Annotated in this window: 17 protein-coding genes and 1 tRNA gene; 9 read left to right on the plus strand and 9 right to left on the minus strand. The window is 67.0% G+C overall.

Annotated features, from left to right (window positions below):
* Positions 1-114 precede the first annotated feature (114 nt).
* The gene (locus ASF09_RS09735; protein WP_060526025.1) at positions 115-1,716 is read right to left on the minus strand and encodes a peptide MFS transporter; all 1,602 of its coding nucleotides are present in this window, start codon (positions 1,714-1,716) and stop codon (positions 115-117) included.
* A 108-nt stretch (positions 1,717-1,824) separates the two neighbouring features.
* Between ASF09_RS09735 and ASF09_RS09740 the strand changes: the two genes are divergently transcribed.
* On the plus strand, positions 1,825-2,400 hold the full coding sequence (locus tag ASF09_RS09740; RefSeq protein ID WP_060526026.1) for a nitroreductase family protein: 576 nt from the start codon (positions 1,825-1,827) through the stop codon (positions 2,398-2,400).
* Positions 2,401-2,437: 37 nt separating this feature from the next.
* Positions 2,438-2,794 carry a GntR family transcriptional regulator gene (locus ASF09_RS09745; RefSeq protein WP_060526027.1) on the plus strand — a complete coding sequence of 119 codons (357 nt, stop codon included), beginning with the start codon at positions 2,438-2,440 and terminating at the stop codon, positions 2,792-2,794.
* A 244-nt stretch (positions 2,795-3,038) separates the two neighbouring features.
* Here ASF09_RS09745 and ASF09_RS09750 read toward each other — a convergent pair whose 3' ends face one another.
* Both ASF09_RS09750 and ASF09_RS09755 read right to left on the minus strand, forming a co-directional pair.
* Entirely contained in the window at positions 3,039-3,854 is an 816-nt protein-coding gene (locus ASF09_RS09750; protein WP_060526029.1) for an arylamine N-acetyltransferase family protein, read from the minus strand.
* Positions 3,855-4,551: 697 nt separating this feature from the next.
* Positions 4,552-6,264, minus strand: a complete 1,713-nt coding sequence (locus ASF09_RS09755) for an acyl-CoA dehydrogenase (RefSeq protein WP_060526031.1) — start codon at positions 6,262-6,264, stop codon at positions 4,552-4,554.
* A 46-nt stretch (positions 6,265-6,310) separates the two neighbouring features.
* On the opposite strand from ASF09_RS09755, the gene ASF09_RS09760 reads away from it, so the two are divergent.
* Positions 6,311-7,330 (plus strand): L-threonylcarbamoyladenylate synthase, encoded by a 1,020-nt coding sequence (locus ASF09_RS09760; protein WP_060526035.1) that lies wholly within the window; start codon positions 6,311-6,313, stop codon positions 7,328-7,330.
* 126 nt (positions 7,331-7,456) lie between these two features.
* On the opposite strand, the gene msrA is transcribed toward ASF09_RS09760, so the two are convergent.
* Positions 7,457-7,999: a peptide-methionine (S)-S-oxide reductase MsrA gene (gene msrA, locus ASF09_RS09765; RefSeq protein WP_060526037.1), complete on the minus strand. Its 543-nt coding sequence runs from the start codon at positions 7,997-7,999 to the stop codon at positions 7,457-7,459.
* Positions 8,000-8,058: 59 nt separating this feature from the next.
* Here msrA and galE point away from each other — a divergent pair, with 59 nt between their 5' ends.
* Together galE and ASF09_RS09775 are read left to right on the plus strand one after the other, a co-directional pair.
* A complete protein-coding gene (galE, locus tag ASF09_RS09770; RefSeq protein ID WP_060526038.1) occupies positions 8,059-9,057 on the plus strand; it encodes a UDP-glucose 4-epimerase GalE in 999 nt (332 codons plus the stop codon).
* On the plus strand, positions 9,054-9,887 hold the full coding sequence (locus ASF09_RS09775) for an HpcH/HpaI aldolase/citrate lyase family protein (protein WP_060526040.1): 834 nt from the start codon (positions 9,054-9,056) through the stop codon (positions 9,885-9,887). The genes galE and ASF09_RS09775 overlap by 4 nt, the downstream gene beginning before the upstream one ends.
* Here ASF09_RS09775 and ASF09_RS09780 read toward each other — a convergent pair.
* The 3 genes from ASF09_RS09780 to folK form a co-directional block, all read right to left on the minus strand.
* Positions 9,867-10,316: a phosphatase PAP2 family protein gene (locus tag ASF09_RS09780; protein ID WP_162237246.1), complete on the minus strand. Its 450-nt coding sequence runs from the start codon at positions 10,314-10,316 to the stop codon at positions 9,867-9,869. The genes ASF09_RS09775 and ASF09_RS09780 overlap by 21 nt on opposite strands.
* Before the next feature lie 227 nt (positions 10,317-10,543).
* Positions 10,544-10,619, minus strand: a tRNA-Lys gene (locus ASF09_RS09785).
* 21 nt (positions 10,620-10,640) lie between these two features.
* Positions 10,641-11,150, minus strand: a complete 510-nt coding sequence (folK, locus tag ASF09_RS09790) for a 2-amino-4-hydroxy-6-hydroxymethyldihydropteridine diphosphokinase (RefSeq protein WP_060526042.1) — start codon at positions 11,148-11,150, stop codon at positions 10,641-10,643.
* 22 nt (positions 11,151-11,172) lie between these two features.
* On the opposite strand from folK, the gene ASF09_RS09795 reads away from it, so the two are divergent.
* Positions 11,173-11,910: a uracil-DNA glycosylase gene (locus ASF09_RS09795; RefSeq protein WP_082444222.1), complete on the plus strand. Its 738-nt coding sequence runs from the start codon at positions 11,173-11,175 to the stop codon at positions 11,908-11,910.
* Positions 11,911-12,020: 110 nt separating this feature from the next.
* Here the strand turns inward: ASF09_RS09795 and ASF09_RS09800 are convergent, their stop codons facing one another.
* A complete protein-coding gene (locus ASF09_RS09800; RefSeq protein WP_060526043.1) occupies positions 12,021-13,058 on the minus strand; it encodes an MBL fold metallo-hydrolase in 1,038 nt (345 codons plus the stop codon).
* A 68-nt stretch (positions 13,059-13,126) separates the two neighbouring features.
* Here ASF09_RS09800 and ASF09_RS09805 point away from each other — a divergent pair, with 68 nt between their 5' ends.
* Entirely contained in the window at positions 13,127-13,702 is a 576-nt protein-coding gene (locus tag ASF09_RS09805; protein ID WP_060526044.1) for a DUF4337 domain-containing protein, read from the plus strand.
* A gap of 30 nt (positions 13,703-13,732) precedes the next feature.
* Here the strand turns inward: ASF09_RS09805 and aguB are convergent, their stop codons facing one another.
* Positions 13,733-14,581, minus strand: a complete 849-nt coding sequence (gene aguB / locus ASF09_RS09810; protein WP_060526045.1) for an N-carbamoylputrescine amidase — start codon at positions 14,579-14,581, stop codon at positions 13,733-13,735.
* A 179-nt stretch (positions 14,582-14,760) separates the two neighbouring features.
* Between aguB and ung the strand changes: the two genes are divergently transcribed.
* Together ung and ASF09_RS09820 are read left to right on the plus strand one after the other, a co-directional pair.
* Positions 14,761-15,456: a uracil-DNA glycosylase gene (gene ung / locus ASF09_RS09815; RefSeq protein ID WP_060526046.1), complete on the plus strand. Its 696-nt coding sequence runs from the start codon at positions 14,761-14,763 to the stop codon at positions 15,454-15,456.
* Positions 15,456-15,755, plus strand: coding sequence for an alkylphosphonate utilization protein (locus tag ASF09_RS09820; RefSeq protein WP_060526047.1), 300 nt, complete (start codon positions 15,456-15,458; stop codon positions 15,753-15,755). Before ung ends, ASF09_RS09820 begins: the two co-directional genes overlap by 1 nt.
* Positions 15,756-15,785: the final 30 nt, after the last annotated feature.

The following is a 15,785-nucleotide window of genomic DNA, read 5'->3' on the forward strand; positions in this document are numbered from 1 at the left end:
TCCCCTCCCGCCTGCGGGAGGGGTTGGGGGAGGGGCGTGCCTCATAGACCGGACGCCGGTACGTACTTCGTCCCCTCCCCTAACCCCTCCCGCAAGCGGGAGGGGAATTTTGCGTCAGCCTCGCGGTACCTGCTCGCCGCGGGTGTCGAGGCCGGCGGCACCGGGCTCGCCGAGTTCGTTCTGGCCGGCCATCGCGTGATCGACCGCGCCCATCTGGTCGAGATGCATCAGCTTGGTCACGAACGGCGCGAGCACCAGCACGACCACGCCGACGCCGATCGCGAACCAGCCGATCCGGCCGTACACTTCGAGCACCCGCCCGACGCCAGCCCCCTCGCCGCCGGTCGCCTGCGCGATCAGGCCGGCGAGGAAATTGCCGCCTGCGGTCGCCAGGAACCACGTGCCCATCATCAGCCCGGTCATGCTCGGTACCGACAGTCGCGTCATCGACGACAGGCCGATCGGCGAGAAGCAGAGCTCGGCCATCGAGTGCAGCATGTAGAGCAGCACGACGAAGATCGCTGGGGTCAGGCCCTGTGCCGGCGCGCCGAGCGTCAGCGCGAAGAAGCCGGCGCCGACGAGGATCAGGCCGATGCCGAACTTGAACGGTGCGCTCGGCTCGAACCCGGCCTTGCCGAGCCTGGTCCAGAGCGCCGCGAATACCGGCGCGAGCGTGATGATGAAGAACGGATTGACCGACTGGAACACCGAGGCGGGGATAGTCCAGCCGAACACGACGCGGTCGACCGACTGGTCGGTGTAGACGTTCAGCGACGATCCGGTCTGCTCGAACAGCGCCCAGAACAGCGGCGCCAGCGCGATCAGGAACAGCGCGGCGAAGATCCGGTCTCGGTCGATGCGCGGCAGCTTCGCGACCGCGGTCCACAGGATGTAGCCGACGGTGACGAGCGACGCGACGATCAGCGCGGTACCGACGACGCCCTGGCTGCGCACCAGCCACCACGAGACGGCGACGCCGACGATCCCGCCGAGATAGATCAGCCATTCGATCGACAGCCCGGCAACCGGCTTCGACGCGAGCACGGCGGCGTCGGGCGCTTCGCCGACACCGTGCAGCTCGCGCTGGAACAGGATGAACATGACCAGCCCGAGCGCCATGCCGATACCCGCTGCGCCGAAACCGTACGACCAGCCGACCGTCTCGCCGAGGATGCCGACCGCGATCGGGCCGACGAACGCGCCGGTGTTGATCCCCATGTAGAAGATCGAGAACGCCCCATCGCGCCGCATGTCCTCGCGTGCGTAGAGCTTGCCGACAAGCACCGAGATGTTCGCCTTCAGGAAGCCGGTGCCGACGATGATGAAGGCGAGACCGAGATAGAAGCCGTTGAGTGCCGCGCCGTGCACGCCCTGCGGCGCCTCGACGATCGCCAGCAGCAGATGGCCGAGCGTGATGAAGATGCCGCCCGCGAGCACCGCTTTCCGTGGCCCCAGGAAGCGGTCGGACAGATAGCCGCCGATGATCGGCGTGATGTACACCATCGAGGTATAGGCGCCGTAGATCGCGTAGGACGGCTCATCGCCGAACAGGAAATGCTTGGTGAGATACAGCACCAGGATCGCCCGCATGCCGTAGAACGAAAAGCGCTCCCACAGCTCGACGAAGAACAGCATGAACAGCCCGCGCGGGTGCCCGAAAAACGTCTTCGCATCGGCAGGAACGCCGCTGCCCCTGATCGCGTGGGGGTTGGCCATGTGGTGATGAAGCTCCTTGGTGCGCCGCTGACGGGCGCTCGATCGCGCGCAACTTAACGACAAAGCCCGGACTGTAAATATCGCACATCAGGGCCTATCTGCCGGGGCATGCTCAACGATCGCTCCACGCCGCTCTCGCTGCTCGCCACCCGTCGATCGGGAAAGCCGCGCGATTTGATCGCGCCCGGCCCCGATTCCTACCAGCTGGCGACGATCCTCGAGATTGCGGCGCGGACGCCCGATCACGGCAAGCTCGCGCCGTGGCGGTTCGTGGTGGTCGGCGACGAGCACCGCGCGGCGCTGTCGACGCTGATCACGGACGCGTATCTGGCGGAGCGGCCTTCGGCGTCGCGGACCGAACTCGAGTCGCTCGACCAGTTCGCGCACCAGGCGCCGACGCTGGTGGTCGTGCTGTCGTCGCCGAAGGAGAGCAAGATTCCGTTGTGGGAGCAGGAGCTTTCGGCCGGGGCTGCGTGCATGAACCTGCTTCACGCGGTGCATGCGGAGGGCTTTGCGGGCGGCTGGCTGACGGGATGGCCGGCCTATTCCGACCTGGTGCGCGACGCGTTTGGGTCGGCGGCGGAGCGGATCGCCGGGTTCATGTTCATCGGCACGCCGTCGCGCGCGCTCGACGAACGGCCCCGCCCCGATATGGCACGGCTGGTAAGCCATTGGGGCTCGTAAGGCTCGACTTTGGAGCTAATTGCTGTATTAGAACAGCATGACAGCGCTCAGCAGCGACGACAGCCCCGTATATATCCGCCTCCGCAGCACGATCGCTGCGGGGATACTTCGCGGCGACTATCGCGCGGGCGACCAATTGCCGTCGGTGCGCGCGTTTGCCGCCGAGCAGGGTGCGAACCCGCTGACGGTCGCCAAGGCGTATCAGAGCTTCCAGGACGACGGCTATGTCGAGGTACGGCGCGGGGTCGGGATGTTCGTGATGCCGGGTGCGGCGGAGGCGTTGCGGGTGGCAGAGCGCGAAAATTTCGTGACGACGCAGTGGCCCAGGATATTGGGGCATATCGATCTGTTGGGGTTGGATGCACATGATCTGCTGGAGCACGAACGGGCCTGATTTCGGACCGTCTCGCCCATTCGTGAACCTCGTCCCCGTCCGTTCGTCCCCCCGTCCGTTCGTCCCGAGTAGTCATCGAGTAGTGGCGAAGCCGCGTATCGAGAGGACGTATCGAAGGACAGGCTGGCGAGCGGAACCGATGCTTCGATACGCACCCTCGATACGTTCCTGAAGGAGCTACTCGGTCGCTACTCAGCACGAACGGTGGGGGTTCGGGGCGATACTCGGAGCCCGCGCCCGCGCTTCAGAACAATCCCAGCGCAGCGACATCCTCGACGCTCAGGTCGATCCCGAACAACAGGCTCATGCGGATACGGTACACGCGGGGATCGGTGATCTCGCCGACGGTCGTATCCGTCCCCGAACGCCGGCGGTAGTTGCGCCCGATCAGCGACGCGAAGCCGTTCGGCAGGACGATGCTGGCGATCGGGGTGTGGGTAAAGCGGCTGGACGGTGCGGTCGAGGTCCAGTGGTTCGACAGCGCGAGATCCGCGTCGAACACTTGCGCGAGCGTGAAGCTGTATTGCGGCTGGAACCCCTCGCCGATCCCGCGTCCGTCGGTCGTCATCGGATCGCCGTCGCGGAGGAGTATCCAGCCTTGTTCGGTTGCTTCGAGGCGGAAGCGGGCGCCGTCCGGAGCTGTGCCCTCCGCGCCATCTGCTAGCGGGAGGACGGGCGTGTAGCTGCCGCCGAAGCCGGTGTCGGCGATCCAGTCCTGGCCGTCGATCGTCACCAGCGCGAAGGTGTGGGTGAGCGGCGGTACGTCGGTCGCAGCGATCCAAACGCGGGCTAACAACGGGCGGGCGGTGAAGCCGAGTTCCGCGAGGGCGTCCAGGAAGAGGCGGTTATGCTCGAAGCAATAGCCGCCGCGGCGGGCGGTGACGAGCTTGGCGAAGACGGATGTGCTGTCGATCGCGATGCCGCGGCCGAGGACGACGTCGAGATCCTCGAACGGGATCGAGAGACGGTGCGCGTGCTGGAGGCGGCCGAGACCGATCGAGTCGAGCGTGGGCCGCGCGGGCATCGCGACACGGAGGAGATAGGCTTCGAGGTCGAACATCGGTCGGGCTTTCAGAGATTTCTGCCCTCCCTTACCGTTCTTGCCGCGGGGGCGTCGAGGGGTTGGCACCGGATGCTGTACGTGACGCAGCCCTCCCCCGTTCGTGCTGAGCGCAGTCAAAGCACTTGCGCGTTGGGCATGCCCTTCGACTACGCTCAGGGCGAACGGGAAAAGGGGCGCCATCCCTGCTTGCTGCGTCACCCCGGGCTTGTTCCGGGGACCACCGTTCCGCGTTCTCATTTCCCTCGGATCTGCGGAACGGTGAATGCCGGAACGAGTCCGGCATGATGGTGTGGTTTGAGGCTGGCACGACTAGAGGCGCTGGACGTCGATCTTCCCCCGCAAGGGGGAGGTGGCTGGCGCTTGCCAGACGGAGGGGGCGGTAAGGCATCACCGTCGTTGCGCGTCCTCCCCCTCCGTCACCTTCGGTGCCACCTCCCCCTTGCGGGGGAGGATCGCGAGGGGCGGCGCGTTTGCATGATCGGTCTGGAGAATTGTCGTCACTCAAACCCGCCCGTCATCCTGGGCTCGACCCAGGATCCAGAGCCATACGCGTTACCGCTTGTGGCTCTGGATCCTGACTTTCGTCAGGATGACGGAGGCCGGGGGTCAGTGTCAGTGGACCAACCGTTGCTTGGCGTATGAACCGTGACGCCCGGCCTGACGACGGCTGCACACTGCAAAGTGGCGGAGCGCCTCAGGCCGCGAACAGGTCCGCTTCGATCGAGTAGAGCACCGCTGCGCTCGCATTGGCGGCGGCGTTGAGGCCCATCGCTTCGGGGACGATCTGGTCGAGGTAGAAGCGCACCGCTGCCGTCTTCATCCGGCCGAAATCGTCGGTGCCGGCGACGCTGCCCTGCCGTTCCATCAGCCAGCCACAGGTCGCGACCGACAGCATCGTGAGGAACGGGTAGCTCGCGGCGAGCTTGTCGTCGGCATCCGCGGTGGCGAGCTTCCGCCCGATCGCTTCGCAGGCATCGACCAGCGCTAGGAGCCGCTCGTCCTTCGCTTCCGCGCGGATGTCGGCGATCAGCGTGGCGAATGCGCCGCCGTTGTCGAGGCCGAGTTTCCGCCCGACCAGGTCCGCCGCCTGGATGCCGTTGGTGCCCTCGTAGATCGGCGTGATGCGGGCATCGCGGAAATACTGCGCGGCGCCGGTTTCCTCGACATAGCCCATGCCGCCGTGGACCTGGATGCCGAGCGATGCGACTTCGTTGCCGAGATCGGTGCCGTGCGCCTTCGCTAGCGGCGTGACGAGTTCCAAGCGATTCCGCGCGGCGCGGTCGCCGAGATTGGCGCGATCGACCTGCCCTGCCGCGTAGTAGACGAGCGCGCGTGCGGCCTGGGTCTGCGCCTTCATCCGCATCAGCATGCGGCGGACGTCGGGATGCTCGACGATCTTGACCGAGTCCTTGCTTGGCGAACCGGCGCGCGCCGACTGCACGCGGTCGAGCGCGTAGGCGACCGCGCCTTGGGTCGCGCCCTCGGCGACCTGCACGCCCTGGAGGCCGACGTTCAACCGCGCGTTGTTCATCATCGTGAACATCGCGCGGATGCCGCCGAGCTCCGCGCCGATCAGCTCGCCGATGCAGTCGTCGTTGTCGCCGAAGCTCAGCACGCAGGTCGGCGAGGCATGGAGGCCCATCTTGTGCTCGATCGAGACGACGCGGACGTCGTTGAAGTCGCCGGGGGTACCGTCTTCGTTCAGGCGGAACTTGGGGACGAGGAACAGCGAGATGCCCTTCGTACCAGCGGGGGCGCCGGGGGTCCGCGCGAGGACGAGGTGGACGATGTTCGGCGCCATGTCGTGGTCGCCGAACGAGATGTAGATCTTGGTGCCCTTGATCGACCATTTGCCGTCGCCGAGCGGGGTGGCGGTCGCGCGGAGAGCGCCGACGTCGGAGCCTGCCTGCGGCTCGGTGAGGTTCATCGTGCCGGTCCATTCGCCGGTCGCGAGATGGGGGAGGTAGAGCGCCTGCTGCTCGGGGCTGCCGTGATGCTGGAGCGCCTCGATCGCGCCGACGGTCAGCGTCGGGCAGAGCGCAAAGCCCATGTTGGCAGAGCCGAGCGTGTCGAGCACTGCGGTCTGGATCGCGAACGGCAGGCCCTGTCCGCCCCATTCTTCCTCGACGCCGATTCCGCCCCAGCCGCCCTCGACATAATCCTTGTACGCCTGCGTGAAACCGGCGGGCATGACCACGCCGTCGGGGGTCCACTTCGCGCCGACGGTGTCGCCGGTGCGGTTGAGCGGGGCCCATTCGCCCGACGCCAATTGCCCAACGCCTTCGAGGACCGCATCGACGACGTCGTCGCTGGCGGCGGCATAGCGTTCGGTTGCGGCGATCTCGCCGATCCGCACGACATGGTCGAGCACGAAACGCTGTTCGGTGGTTGCTGGAGTGAAGGCCATCGCATCCTCTTATCGCTACGGTTTGGACCCGCTATACGCCTGTGGAATGACCCGTCCACACCCTCGGATTTTACCCTACGGCACGGCCGCGATCGCCGAAGCCGCCGCACTGATTCGCGACGGCGGGATCGTCGCGGTGCCGACCGAGACGGTGTATGGGCTCGCGGCGGACGCCACGAATGCGGAGGCGGTGGCGCGGATTTATGCGGCCAAGGGCCGCCCGAGTTTCAATCCGCTGATCGTGCATGTGGCGGACCTGGCGGCGGCGGAGCACATCGCGGTGTTCGATGCGGAGGCGTTGACGCTGGCCGAGGCGTTCTGGCCGGGGCCGCTGACATTGGTGTTGCCGGTCAGGGGGGATTCGGGGATCGCATCGCTGGTGACGGCGGGGTTGGATACGATCGCAATCCGGGTGCCTCGGCATCGGGCTATGCAGGACTTGATCGCGGCGTCGGGGCGGCCGTTGGCGGCGCCTTCGGCCAATGCGAGTGGGGGGATTTCACCGACTAGCGCTGCGCATGTTGCGGGGAGTCTCGGGGGGAACGTGCCGTTGATTATCGACGATGGGGCTACCGAGGCGGGGTTGGAGTCGACGATCGTGGCTGGGCGGACGGTGCTACGGCCGGGGCCCGTTACGGCTGAAGCGATCCGCCAGCACCTTCAACACCCCCCCGGCGAAGGCCGGGGCCCAATTGGAACGTCGGATGTAACCGGGCGCAGCGCTGATCACGAGCGTCCCCCAATTGGGCCCCGGCCTTCGCCGGGGGGGAGTGAGCTTGGGGTGACGGCGCCGGGGCAGCTCGAGAGCCATTATGCGCCAAGCAAGCCGCTCCGGTTGAATGCGACCGAGGCTGCCGTGAGCGAGTGGTTGATCGGGTTTGGTGACGTCGGGGGAGACGTCACGCTATCTGGCACAAACGACCTAGTCGAAGCCGCGGCGAAGCTGTTCGACCTGCTTCACGCCGCCGATGCGAATGATCGTCCGAAGATCGCCATCGCGCCGATCCCGATCGACGGTATCGGCGAAGCGATCAACGACCGTCTTCGCCGTGCTGCGCATCGTTGAAAGAAGAGTGGTTCACGCGAAGGCGCAAAGGCGCGAAGAGATTTTGAATCTTTCGATAGGCCGGGACGGGCCTATCAAATCCCATCATCTTTGCGCCTTCGCGCCTTCGCGTGAACCCATTCTGTCTTACGCGTTCACCGCCGCCTTGGACCGCGCGGCGAAGCTCTTGCGCAGCTTCTGCAGCTTGGGGGGGATCACCGCCATGCAATACGGGTTCGAGCGGCCCGAGGTTTCCCAGTAATCCTGGTGATAGCCCTCGGCCTCATACCACGTGTCCATCGGCTCGATCGTCGTAACGATCGGCTTGGGCGAGTCGGCCTGCGCGCGTGCCAGCGCCGCTTCCATCTCCGCTTTCTGCGCATCGTCCGCGGGAAACATCGCCGAGCGGTACTGCGTGCCGACGTCGTTGCCCTGCCGGTTGAGCGTCGTCGCGTCGTGCGTTGCGAAGAAGATGTCGAGCAGGTCGCCGAGCTTCAGCTGCTCGGGGTCGAACCCGATGCGGATCGCCTCGGCATGGCCGGTGTCGCCGCCGCACACCTGCTTGTAGCTCGGGTTGGGCACGTGCCCGCCGATATAGCCGCTTTCGGCGCTCTTCACGCCGATCACGTCCTTGAATACCGCTTCGGTGCACCAGAAGCAGCCGCCAGCGAGCGTTACATAATCCGTCATCACGATCTCCTTTCTCCCAAGATAGGAAGTCGCTACCGCGCAACAAAGAGGAGACGCGTATGATCGATGGTAAGGTTATGGTCACCGGCGGCGCCGGGTATATCGGCAGCCACGCGGTACTGGCGCTGCTCGACGCGGGCTACGACGTCGTCGTGCTCGACAATCTGGTCACCGGGTTCGACTGGGCGGTCGACGCCCGCGCCGCACTCGTAGAGGCGAACGTCGCCGACGATGCGAAGGTCCGCGCAGCTATCCGCGAGCACAACGTCAAGGCGATCATGCACTTCGCCGGCTCGGTCGTGGTCCCCGAGTCGGTCAGCGATCCGCTCAAATATTACCGCAACAACACCGCCGCGAGCCGCGCACTGATCGAGAGCGCGGTGGTCGAGGGCGTGCCGCACTTCATCTTCTCGTCGACCGCCGCGACCTATGGCACGCCTGAAAAGGTGCCGGTCGCGGAGGGCGATCCGACCGTGCCGATCAACCCGTACGGCATGTCGAAGCTGATGACCGAGGCGATGCTGCGCGATGTCGCCGCGGCGCATCCGATGAACTATGCGGCGCTACGCTACTTCAACGTCGCCGGTGCGGATCCGCAGGGGCGCAGCGGCCAGTCGACGGTCGGTGCCACCCACCTGATCAAGATCGCGGTCGAGGCCGCGACCGGCAAGCGCGACGCGGTCGGCGTCTACGGCACCGATTTCGACACGCCCGACGGTACCGGTGTGCGCGATTACATCCATGTGACCGACCTAGCCGCCGCGCATGTCGCCGCGCTGGAAGTCCTGGTCGCGGACCCTGCCAAGAGCCACACGCTCAACGCGGGCTATGGCAAGGGCTTCTCGGTGCTCGAGGTGCTCGATGCGGTCGACAAGGTTACCAACCGGACGATCGAACGTCGTCTCGAAGGGCGTCGCGCGGGCGATCCGGCGATGCTGATATCGGACAATCGCGCGATCCTGGAGACGCTCGACTGGACGCCGCGGCATGCCGATCTCGACGGGATCGTCCGCGATGCGCTGGCGTGGGAACGTGCGCTCGCCGAGAAGGGGCGGTGAGACTCCGCTCGCTGCTGTTCGTGCCGGGAGACCGGCCCGAGCGGATGGTCAAGGCGCTCGGGCTGGGGGCGGACGTGCTGATCCTCGACCTGGAGGATTCGGTCGCGCCCGCCGGCAAAGTGGCGGCTCGCGCGCATGTCGCCGCGTTTCTCGCCGAGCCTCGGACGGTGCCGCTGTTCGTGCGGATCAACCCGCTCGACTCCGGGCTGGCGGATGACGATCTCGCGGCGGTGCTCCCCGGCAAGCCCGATGGCATCATGCTGCCCAAGGCCGAGGGCGGCGCATCGCTAGCCGCGCTCGATGCTCGGCTGAGCGGCGACATTGCCATCCTGCCGATCGCGACCGAGACGCCCGCGGCGATCTTCGCGCTCGGCAGCTATGGCAGCATCACGAACCGGCTGGTCGGGCTGACCTGGGGGGCAGAGGACCTGCCAGCCGCGATCGGTGCGGCGACCTCGCGCGAGGCGGATGGATCGTACACTGCGCCATACCAACTCGCGCGGTCGCTGACGCTGTTCGGCGCGCATGCGGCGGGGGTGGCGGCGATCGAGACGGTCTATCCCGACTTTCGCGATCTGGACGGGCTTGCCGCCTATGCCGCGCGCGGGCGGCGTGACGGGTTTACGGGGATGATGGCGATCCACCCGAGCCAGGTCGCGGTGATCAACGCCGCCTTCACGCCATCGCTCGAAGAGCGCGCGAAGGCACAAGCGATCGTCGACCTGTTCGCCGCTAATCCGGGTGCGGGTGCGCTCCAGTTGGAGGGCAGGATGGTCGACGCACCGCATTTGAAGGCGGCGAAGGCGCTGCTAGCGCTCGCCGCCGATTGATTCGCGCACGCGCGCGGTGGCGAGCCACCAGGCGAGCGCCCAGAGCGTGCCGAAGCTCCACCCGGCCAGCACGTCGCTCGGCCAGTGGACGCCGAGATACACGCGGCTGCAACCGATCGCACCGACCAGCAGGATCGCGACGATCAGCAGATAGCGCCGGGTCGCGCGGTTCTCCGTCACCTGCGAGGCGAGCCCGGCGAGCGTGAGATACACGATCGCGCTGTTCGCCGAATGCCCGCTCGGGAAGCTCATGTTCGAGACGGTGACGAGGTGCTCGACGATGTCGGGGCGCGGGCGGTTGACCTGCGCCTTGACGAAATCCACGATCAGACCGCCGGTGATGCTCGCGGCCAGCGTCGCCAGTGCGGTCAGCCATAGCCGTTGAACGATCAACAGACCCGTGACGACGACCACCACGATCGTCAGCACGATGCCGCCGCCCAGCGCGGTGACGTCGATCGCGACGTTCGGCAGCCAGGACGGCCCGTGCCAGGCGCGCAGGCCGAGGATGATCGCGCGATCGAATGCGAACGGCCAATGATCTACCGCGAGACCGACCAGCAGGATGAAGATGATGCCGACGGCCGCGACGGATGCGCCCGCGAGAATCGCCGGGACATGCCGCCGCCTGCTCGGCGCAACGCCCGAGGCATCGATGGTGGGTCCGCCGGGGCTCGAACCCGGGACCTCTCGATTAAAAGTCGCTTGCTCTACCAACTGAGCTACGGACCCCCGCCATCGTGGACCGCGCACCTAATCGCGTGGCCGCTTTCGGTCAACCGATTGCGCCAATTGCCGTATCGTTCTGCCGGTCAGCGGATCGCGCCATGTCGGGATCAGGCCGGCGAGGGGCCCGAGGACGAAGCTGCGGGTGCGAAACGCGGCGTGGGGAACCGTGAGCCCGGGTGACGACCAGGCGCCGCCGGACCAGAGTACGATGTCGAGGTCGATGACGCGGCTGCCCCAGCGGCGGCCGGGGCGACGGCCGAACGCGCGCTCGATCCGTTTGAGGCGGACCAGCAGCGCGGTGGGGTCCTCCTGCGTTTCGATCAGCGCGACGGCGTTGGCGTAGCGGCGGTTCGAGGGACCGAGCGGTGCGCTGGCTACGGTCGGCGACCGTGCGACGACAGTGCCGAGGGTTTCCAAAGCGGCGGCGATCTCGCGTTCTGGGGCGCCGTGGCGACCACGTCGGTTCGAGCCGAGCGCGATCGCGTAGGTGGTCGCGGCCTGCGCGATCGGTGGGAGCGGGGTTGCAGGCGACATTTGGTCCGCCTAGCGCAATCCCATGGATTCCACACCTTACACCTCCGAGCTTCCCGAGCACGCAACCGACTCGGCCGACGAGATCGACGTAACGACGGTCTTCGCGCCTGTCTCCGCGTTGCCCGAGACCGAGCCGCCGCATGACTGCCCGCTCTGCCCGCGCCTCGTCGGCGTGCGCGAGCAGTTGCGGACCGAGTTCCCGACCTGGTGGAACGCGCCCGTCCCTGCGTTCGGGGATCCGGCTGCTTGGCTCGGCATCATCGGCCTCGCGCCTGGGAAGCATGGCGCGAACCGGACCGGGCGCGCGTTCACCGGCGATTATGCGGGGCAGTTCCTGTACGAGACGCTTGGGCGGTTCGGGCTTGCGACGGGGACTTATGGTGCGAAGGCCGAGGACGGGCTGGCGCTGGACGGCGCGATCATCCTCAACGCGGTGAAGTGCCTGCCGCCCGAGAACAAGCCGACGCCCGAGGAAATCCGCACGTGCCGGCCGTTCCTCGAGACGCAGGCGGATGCGGTGCCGACCGCCCGCGTGTTCGTCGCGCTGGGGCATATCGCGCATCAGTCGGCGGTGAAGATGCTCGGCGGGCGGTTGCCCAAGGCTCGGTTCGCGCACGGCGCCGAGCATGTGATGCCCGATGGACGCATCCTGATCGATAGCTTCCACTGCTCGCGGTACAACGTGAATACGGGCGTGCTGACCGCGGAGATGTTCGACGCGGTGTTCAAGCGCGCGCTGGAGTTGCGCGGGGCGGTTTGAAGCCCTCTTCGTCATCCTGACGAAAGTCAGGATCCAGGATAACAGTACACGGCGCTGCTTGGCTCTGGATCCTGACTTTCGTCAGGATGACGGCGTGGGTTGGCAGCGCTTTACTCGATCACCCAGGGCTCGCCGGCCTCTGGCGTGCGGAAGCGGTTCGCGGGGATGTGTTCGCGGATCAGCGCGGCGCGGAGGTGCTCGGGCGGTTCGTTGATACCCTCTGACGTCAGTTCGAACGTGCCCCAGTGGACACCGATCGCGTACGCCGCGTCGAGCTGTTCGAACGCCGTCACCGCCTGATCCGGACCAATGTGGTTGTCGGTCTCGTGCCCCGCGAAATGATACGCGCCGATCGGCAGGATCGCGAGGCGGGCCGGCCCTGCTGCGCGCGCTTCGGTCGCCCAGCGCATGTCGCCCGGGCCGGTGTCGCCCGCGAAATACAGGTTTCCACCGGGTAGCGTCACGGTGAAGCCCGCCCATAACGTCTTGTCGCGGTCGCCGGGATCGTATTCGCTCCAATGATGCGCGCGGTCGACGATCACGTCGATGCCGGGACGCAACGCCACCCGCCCGCCCCAGTCGCGCGCGACCGCACGGATACCGCTGCGTGCGAGGATCTGGTCGTTGCCGAGGCCGGTCACGATCAGTGGCTTATCGCGGTGCCAGAGCGTTCGCATCGCACGCATGTCGAGATGATCGCGGTGGTTGTGGCTGAGCAGGATCAGGTCGATCTTGGGCAGGTCCGCGATACGCACGCCGGGTCGGCGGACTCGCTTCACGCCGACGAACTGGACCGGGGACGAGCGCTCGAGCCACATCGGATCGGTCAGGATGTTGAGTCCTTGCGTCTGCACCAGCACGGTCGAATGGCCGATCCAGGTGACGCGCATCGTCTGGCCCTCGACCCGGGCCGGGGGCCGCGTCGGGGTTACGGGGACTTCGGGCCAGCTCCGATAGGGGGGCTTTACGAGATTTCGGAGCAGCGCGACCGGGCCCTGCTTCTGCTCGCCGGTGCTGCCCTGCACGCCGTCGGGGTTGAAGAAGCGCGTGCCGTTGAAATGATTGCTCAGCGGAAAGGTCTTTATCGACGGCGTTGCGCAGCCGGTAAGGAGCGCGAGAGCGAGCAGTATCGAGCGAGGGCGGATCATGGCGCGCTGACGACTATGTCACGCGATCATCAGCGTCCAGTCACGCGCGGAGGGCTATAGCGGCCAACATGGATGATGATTTCGAAGTGCGCGGGTTGCATGAGCAGCTATCGGAGGAACGCGCGGCCGGCGGGGAAGCGTTCGACCAGCGGATCGCTTTGTTCACCGCGATCCTGGCGACGCTGGCGGCGGTGACCAGTTTCCTCGGCGGGCATACGCAGAACGAGGCGCTGCTCCACAAGAACGAGGCGGTGCTGATCAAGGCGCAGGCGTCGGATGCGTGGGGATACTACCAGGCGGAGGATTTGAAGCGGCATATCGCGCAGATGGAGGTCGACCTCGCGCCGCCCGGGTTCGGTGCGACGCAGATGGCGACGCACCGGGCGGATATCGCGCGGTACAAGGCGCGGGGGACGGCGTTGAAGCGGGAGGCGGAGACGCTCGATCGGCGATCGGCGGCGGCGGATGGCGAGTCGGACGAAGCGCTGCGGCCGCATACGAAGCTGGCGCTGGCGGTGACCGCGATCCAGGTGGCGATCGCGCTGGCGTCGATTACCGCGCTGACCGGGCGGCGGTGGTTGCTGTGGGTTGCGGGGGCTGCTGCGCTGGTGGGGGCGTTGCTGGCTGGGCTGGCTTGGTTCTAATCCTCCCCCGCTAGGGGGAGGATCGGAGCGTCAGATGTCCTGGACCAGGCGGCCGTACAGGTCGGGGCGACGGTCGCGGAAGAAGCCGAAGGCGGCGCGGTGGCGCTTGACGATGTCGAGGTCGATCGTCGCGGTGATAACGCCTTCGTCGTCGCGGCCTAGCTCAGCGAGGATGTCGCCGCGCTCGTCGGCGATGAAGCTGGTGCCGTAGAAGGTCTGGCCGTGCTCGACGCCGACGCGGTTGGCGGCGACGATAGGGACGACGTTGCTGACCGCGTGGCCGACCATGGCGCGGCGCCACAGCCTTGCGGTGTCGAGCGACGTGTCGTGCGGCTCACTGCCGATCGCGGTCGGGTAGAACAGGACTTCCGCGCCCATCAGCATCATCGCGCGCGCCGTCTCCGGATACCATTGGTCCCAGCAGACGCCGACGCCCAGCTTGCCCGCGGGGTGGGGCCAGACCTTGAAACCGGTGTTGCCGGGGCGGAAGTAGAACTTTTCCTCATAGCCGGGGCCGTCGGGGATGTGGCTCTTGCGGTAGACGCCCTGGATGTTGCCGTCGGGGCCGATCATGGCCAGGCTGTTGTAATGATGCGGGCCGTCCGCCTCGAAGAAGCTGGTCGGGATGGTGACCTTGAGCGCCTCGGCGAGCGCCTGCATCGCGAGCACCGCCTTGTGCTCGCCGACCGGGGCGGCATTGGCGAAGAGGCCCTCGTCCTCGACGCGGCAGAAATACTCGCCTTCGAACAGCTCGGGCGGCAGGATGACCTGCGCGCCTTTCGCGGCGGCCTCGTGGACGAGGCGCGACACATTGGCGATGTTGCGGTCGATGTTGGGCGTGAAGCCCAGCTGCAGCGCGGCGACGGTGATCTCGGTCATGGCGGCGCATATAAGAGAGCGGTTCGGGTTGTGCGAGCCTTTGGTGATCCGGTTCCCCCGCGGAGGCGGGGGTCCAGGATCTCGGGCGGCGTCGTGTGTGATCCTGGGCCCCCGCCTTCGCGGGGGAACAAGAGGGGTGGCGATTGACACTGCCCTGCCCTGTCCGACATGCGGCGGGGATGATCGATCATACGCTCCCGCCAAGCTGGCAGTCGCTCGCCCCCGAGTTCGACGCGCCGTACATGCGCGAGCTCGATGCGTTTCTGGAGGCCGAGCGGGCGGCGGGGGCGCGGATCTTCCCGGAGGATGCGGACCGGTTTCGGGCGCTGGAACTGACGCCGCTCGATCAGGTGCGGGTCGTGATCCTGGGCCAGGATCCGTATCATGGCGAGGGGCAGGCGCACGGGCTCAGCTTCTCGGTGCGCCAAGGCGTGCGGACGCCGCCTAGCTTGGTGAATATCTATAAGGAGCTGGAGGCGGATCTCGGGATCCCGCGGGCACGCCACGGCATGCTCGATCATTGGGCGGCGCAGGGCGTGCTGTTGCTCAACGCGGTGCTGAGCGTGCGGATGGGCGACGCGGCGTCGCACCAGAAGCGGGGATGGGAGCGGTTTACCGATGCGGTAATCGCGGCGGTGAGCGCGCAGGACAAACCGGTCGTGTTCCTGCTGTGGGGGGCGTATGCGCAGAAGAAGGCGGCGTTCGTCGACGATGTGAGCAAGGGCGGGCGGCATCTGGTGATCGCGTCCGCGCATCCTTCGCCGCTGGCGGCGCGGACCGGGTTCTTCGGATCGCGGCCGTTCAGCCGGGCCAACGCCTTTCTCGAAACCAACGCGCGCCCTCCGATCGACTGGGCGCTGCCGGAGACTGACTGATGAGCGACGAATACACTTACGACGAAGCGACCGGCGAGTGGGTTGCGGGCGGTTCTGCGACCGCGGTGGCGGCGGACGACGGCGCGGTCGTGGTGCGCGATTCGGTCGGCAACGTGCTGGCGGATGGCGACCAGGTGACGCTGATCAAGGACCTGACCGTGAAGGGCGCGGGGCAGACGCTGAAGCGCGGCACGCTGATCAAGTCGATCCGGCTGACCGGCGACGCGCAGGAGATCGACTGCCGGTACGAGGGGATCAAGGGGCTGGTGCTGCGCGCGGAGTTCGTTCGGAAGCGATAGGTCGGGAGACGGCCGGCGCCAAAGGTCACG

The sequence above is a fragment of the Sphingomonas sp. Leaf242 genome (genome assembly GCF_001422045.1).
GTDB lineage: Bacteria > Pseudomonadota > Alphaproteobacteria > Sphingomonadales > Sphingomonadaceae > Sphingomonas.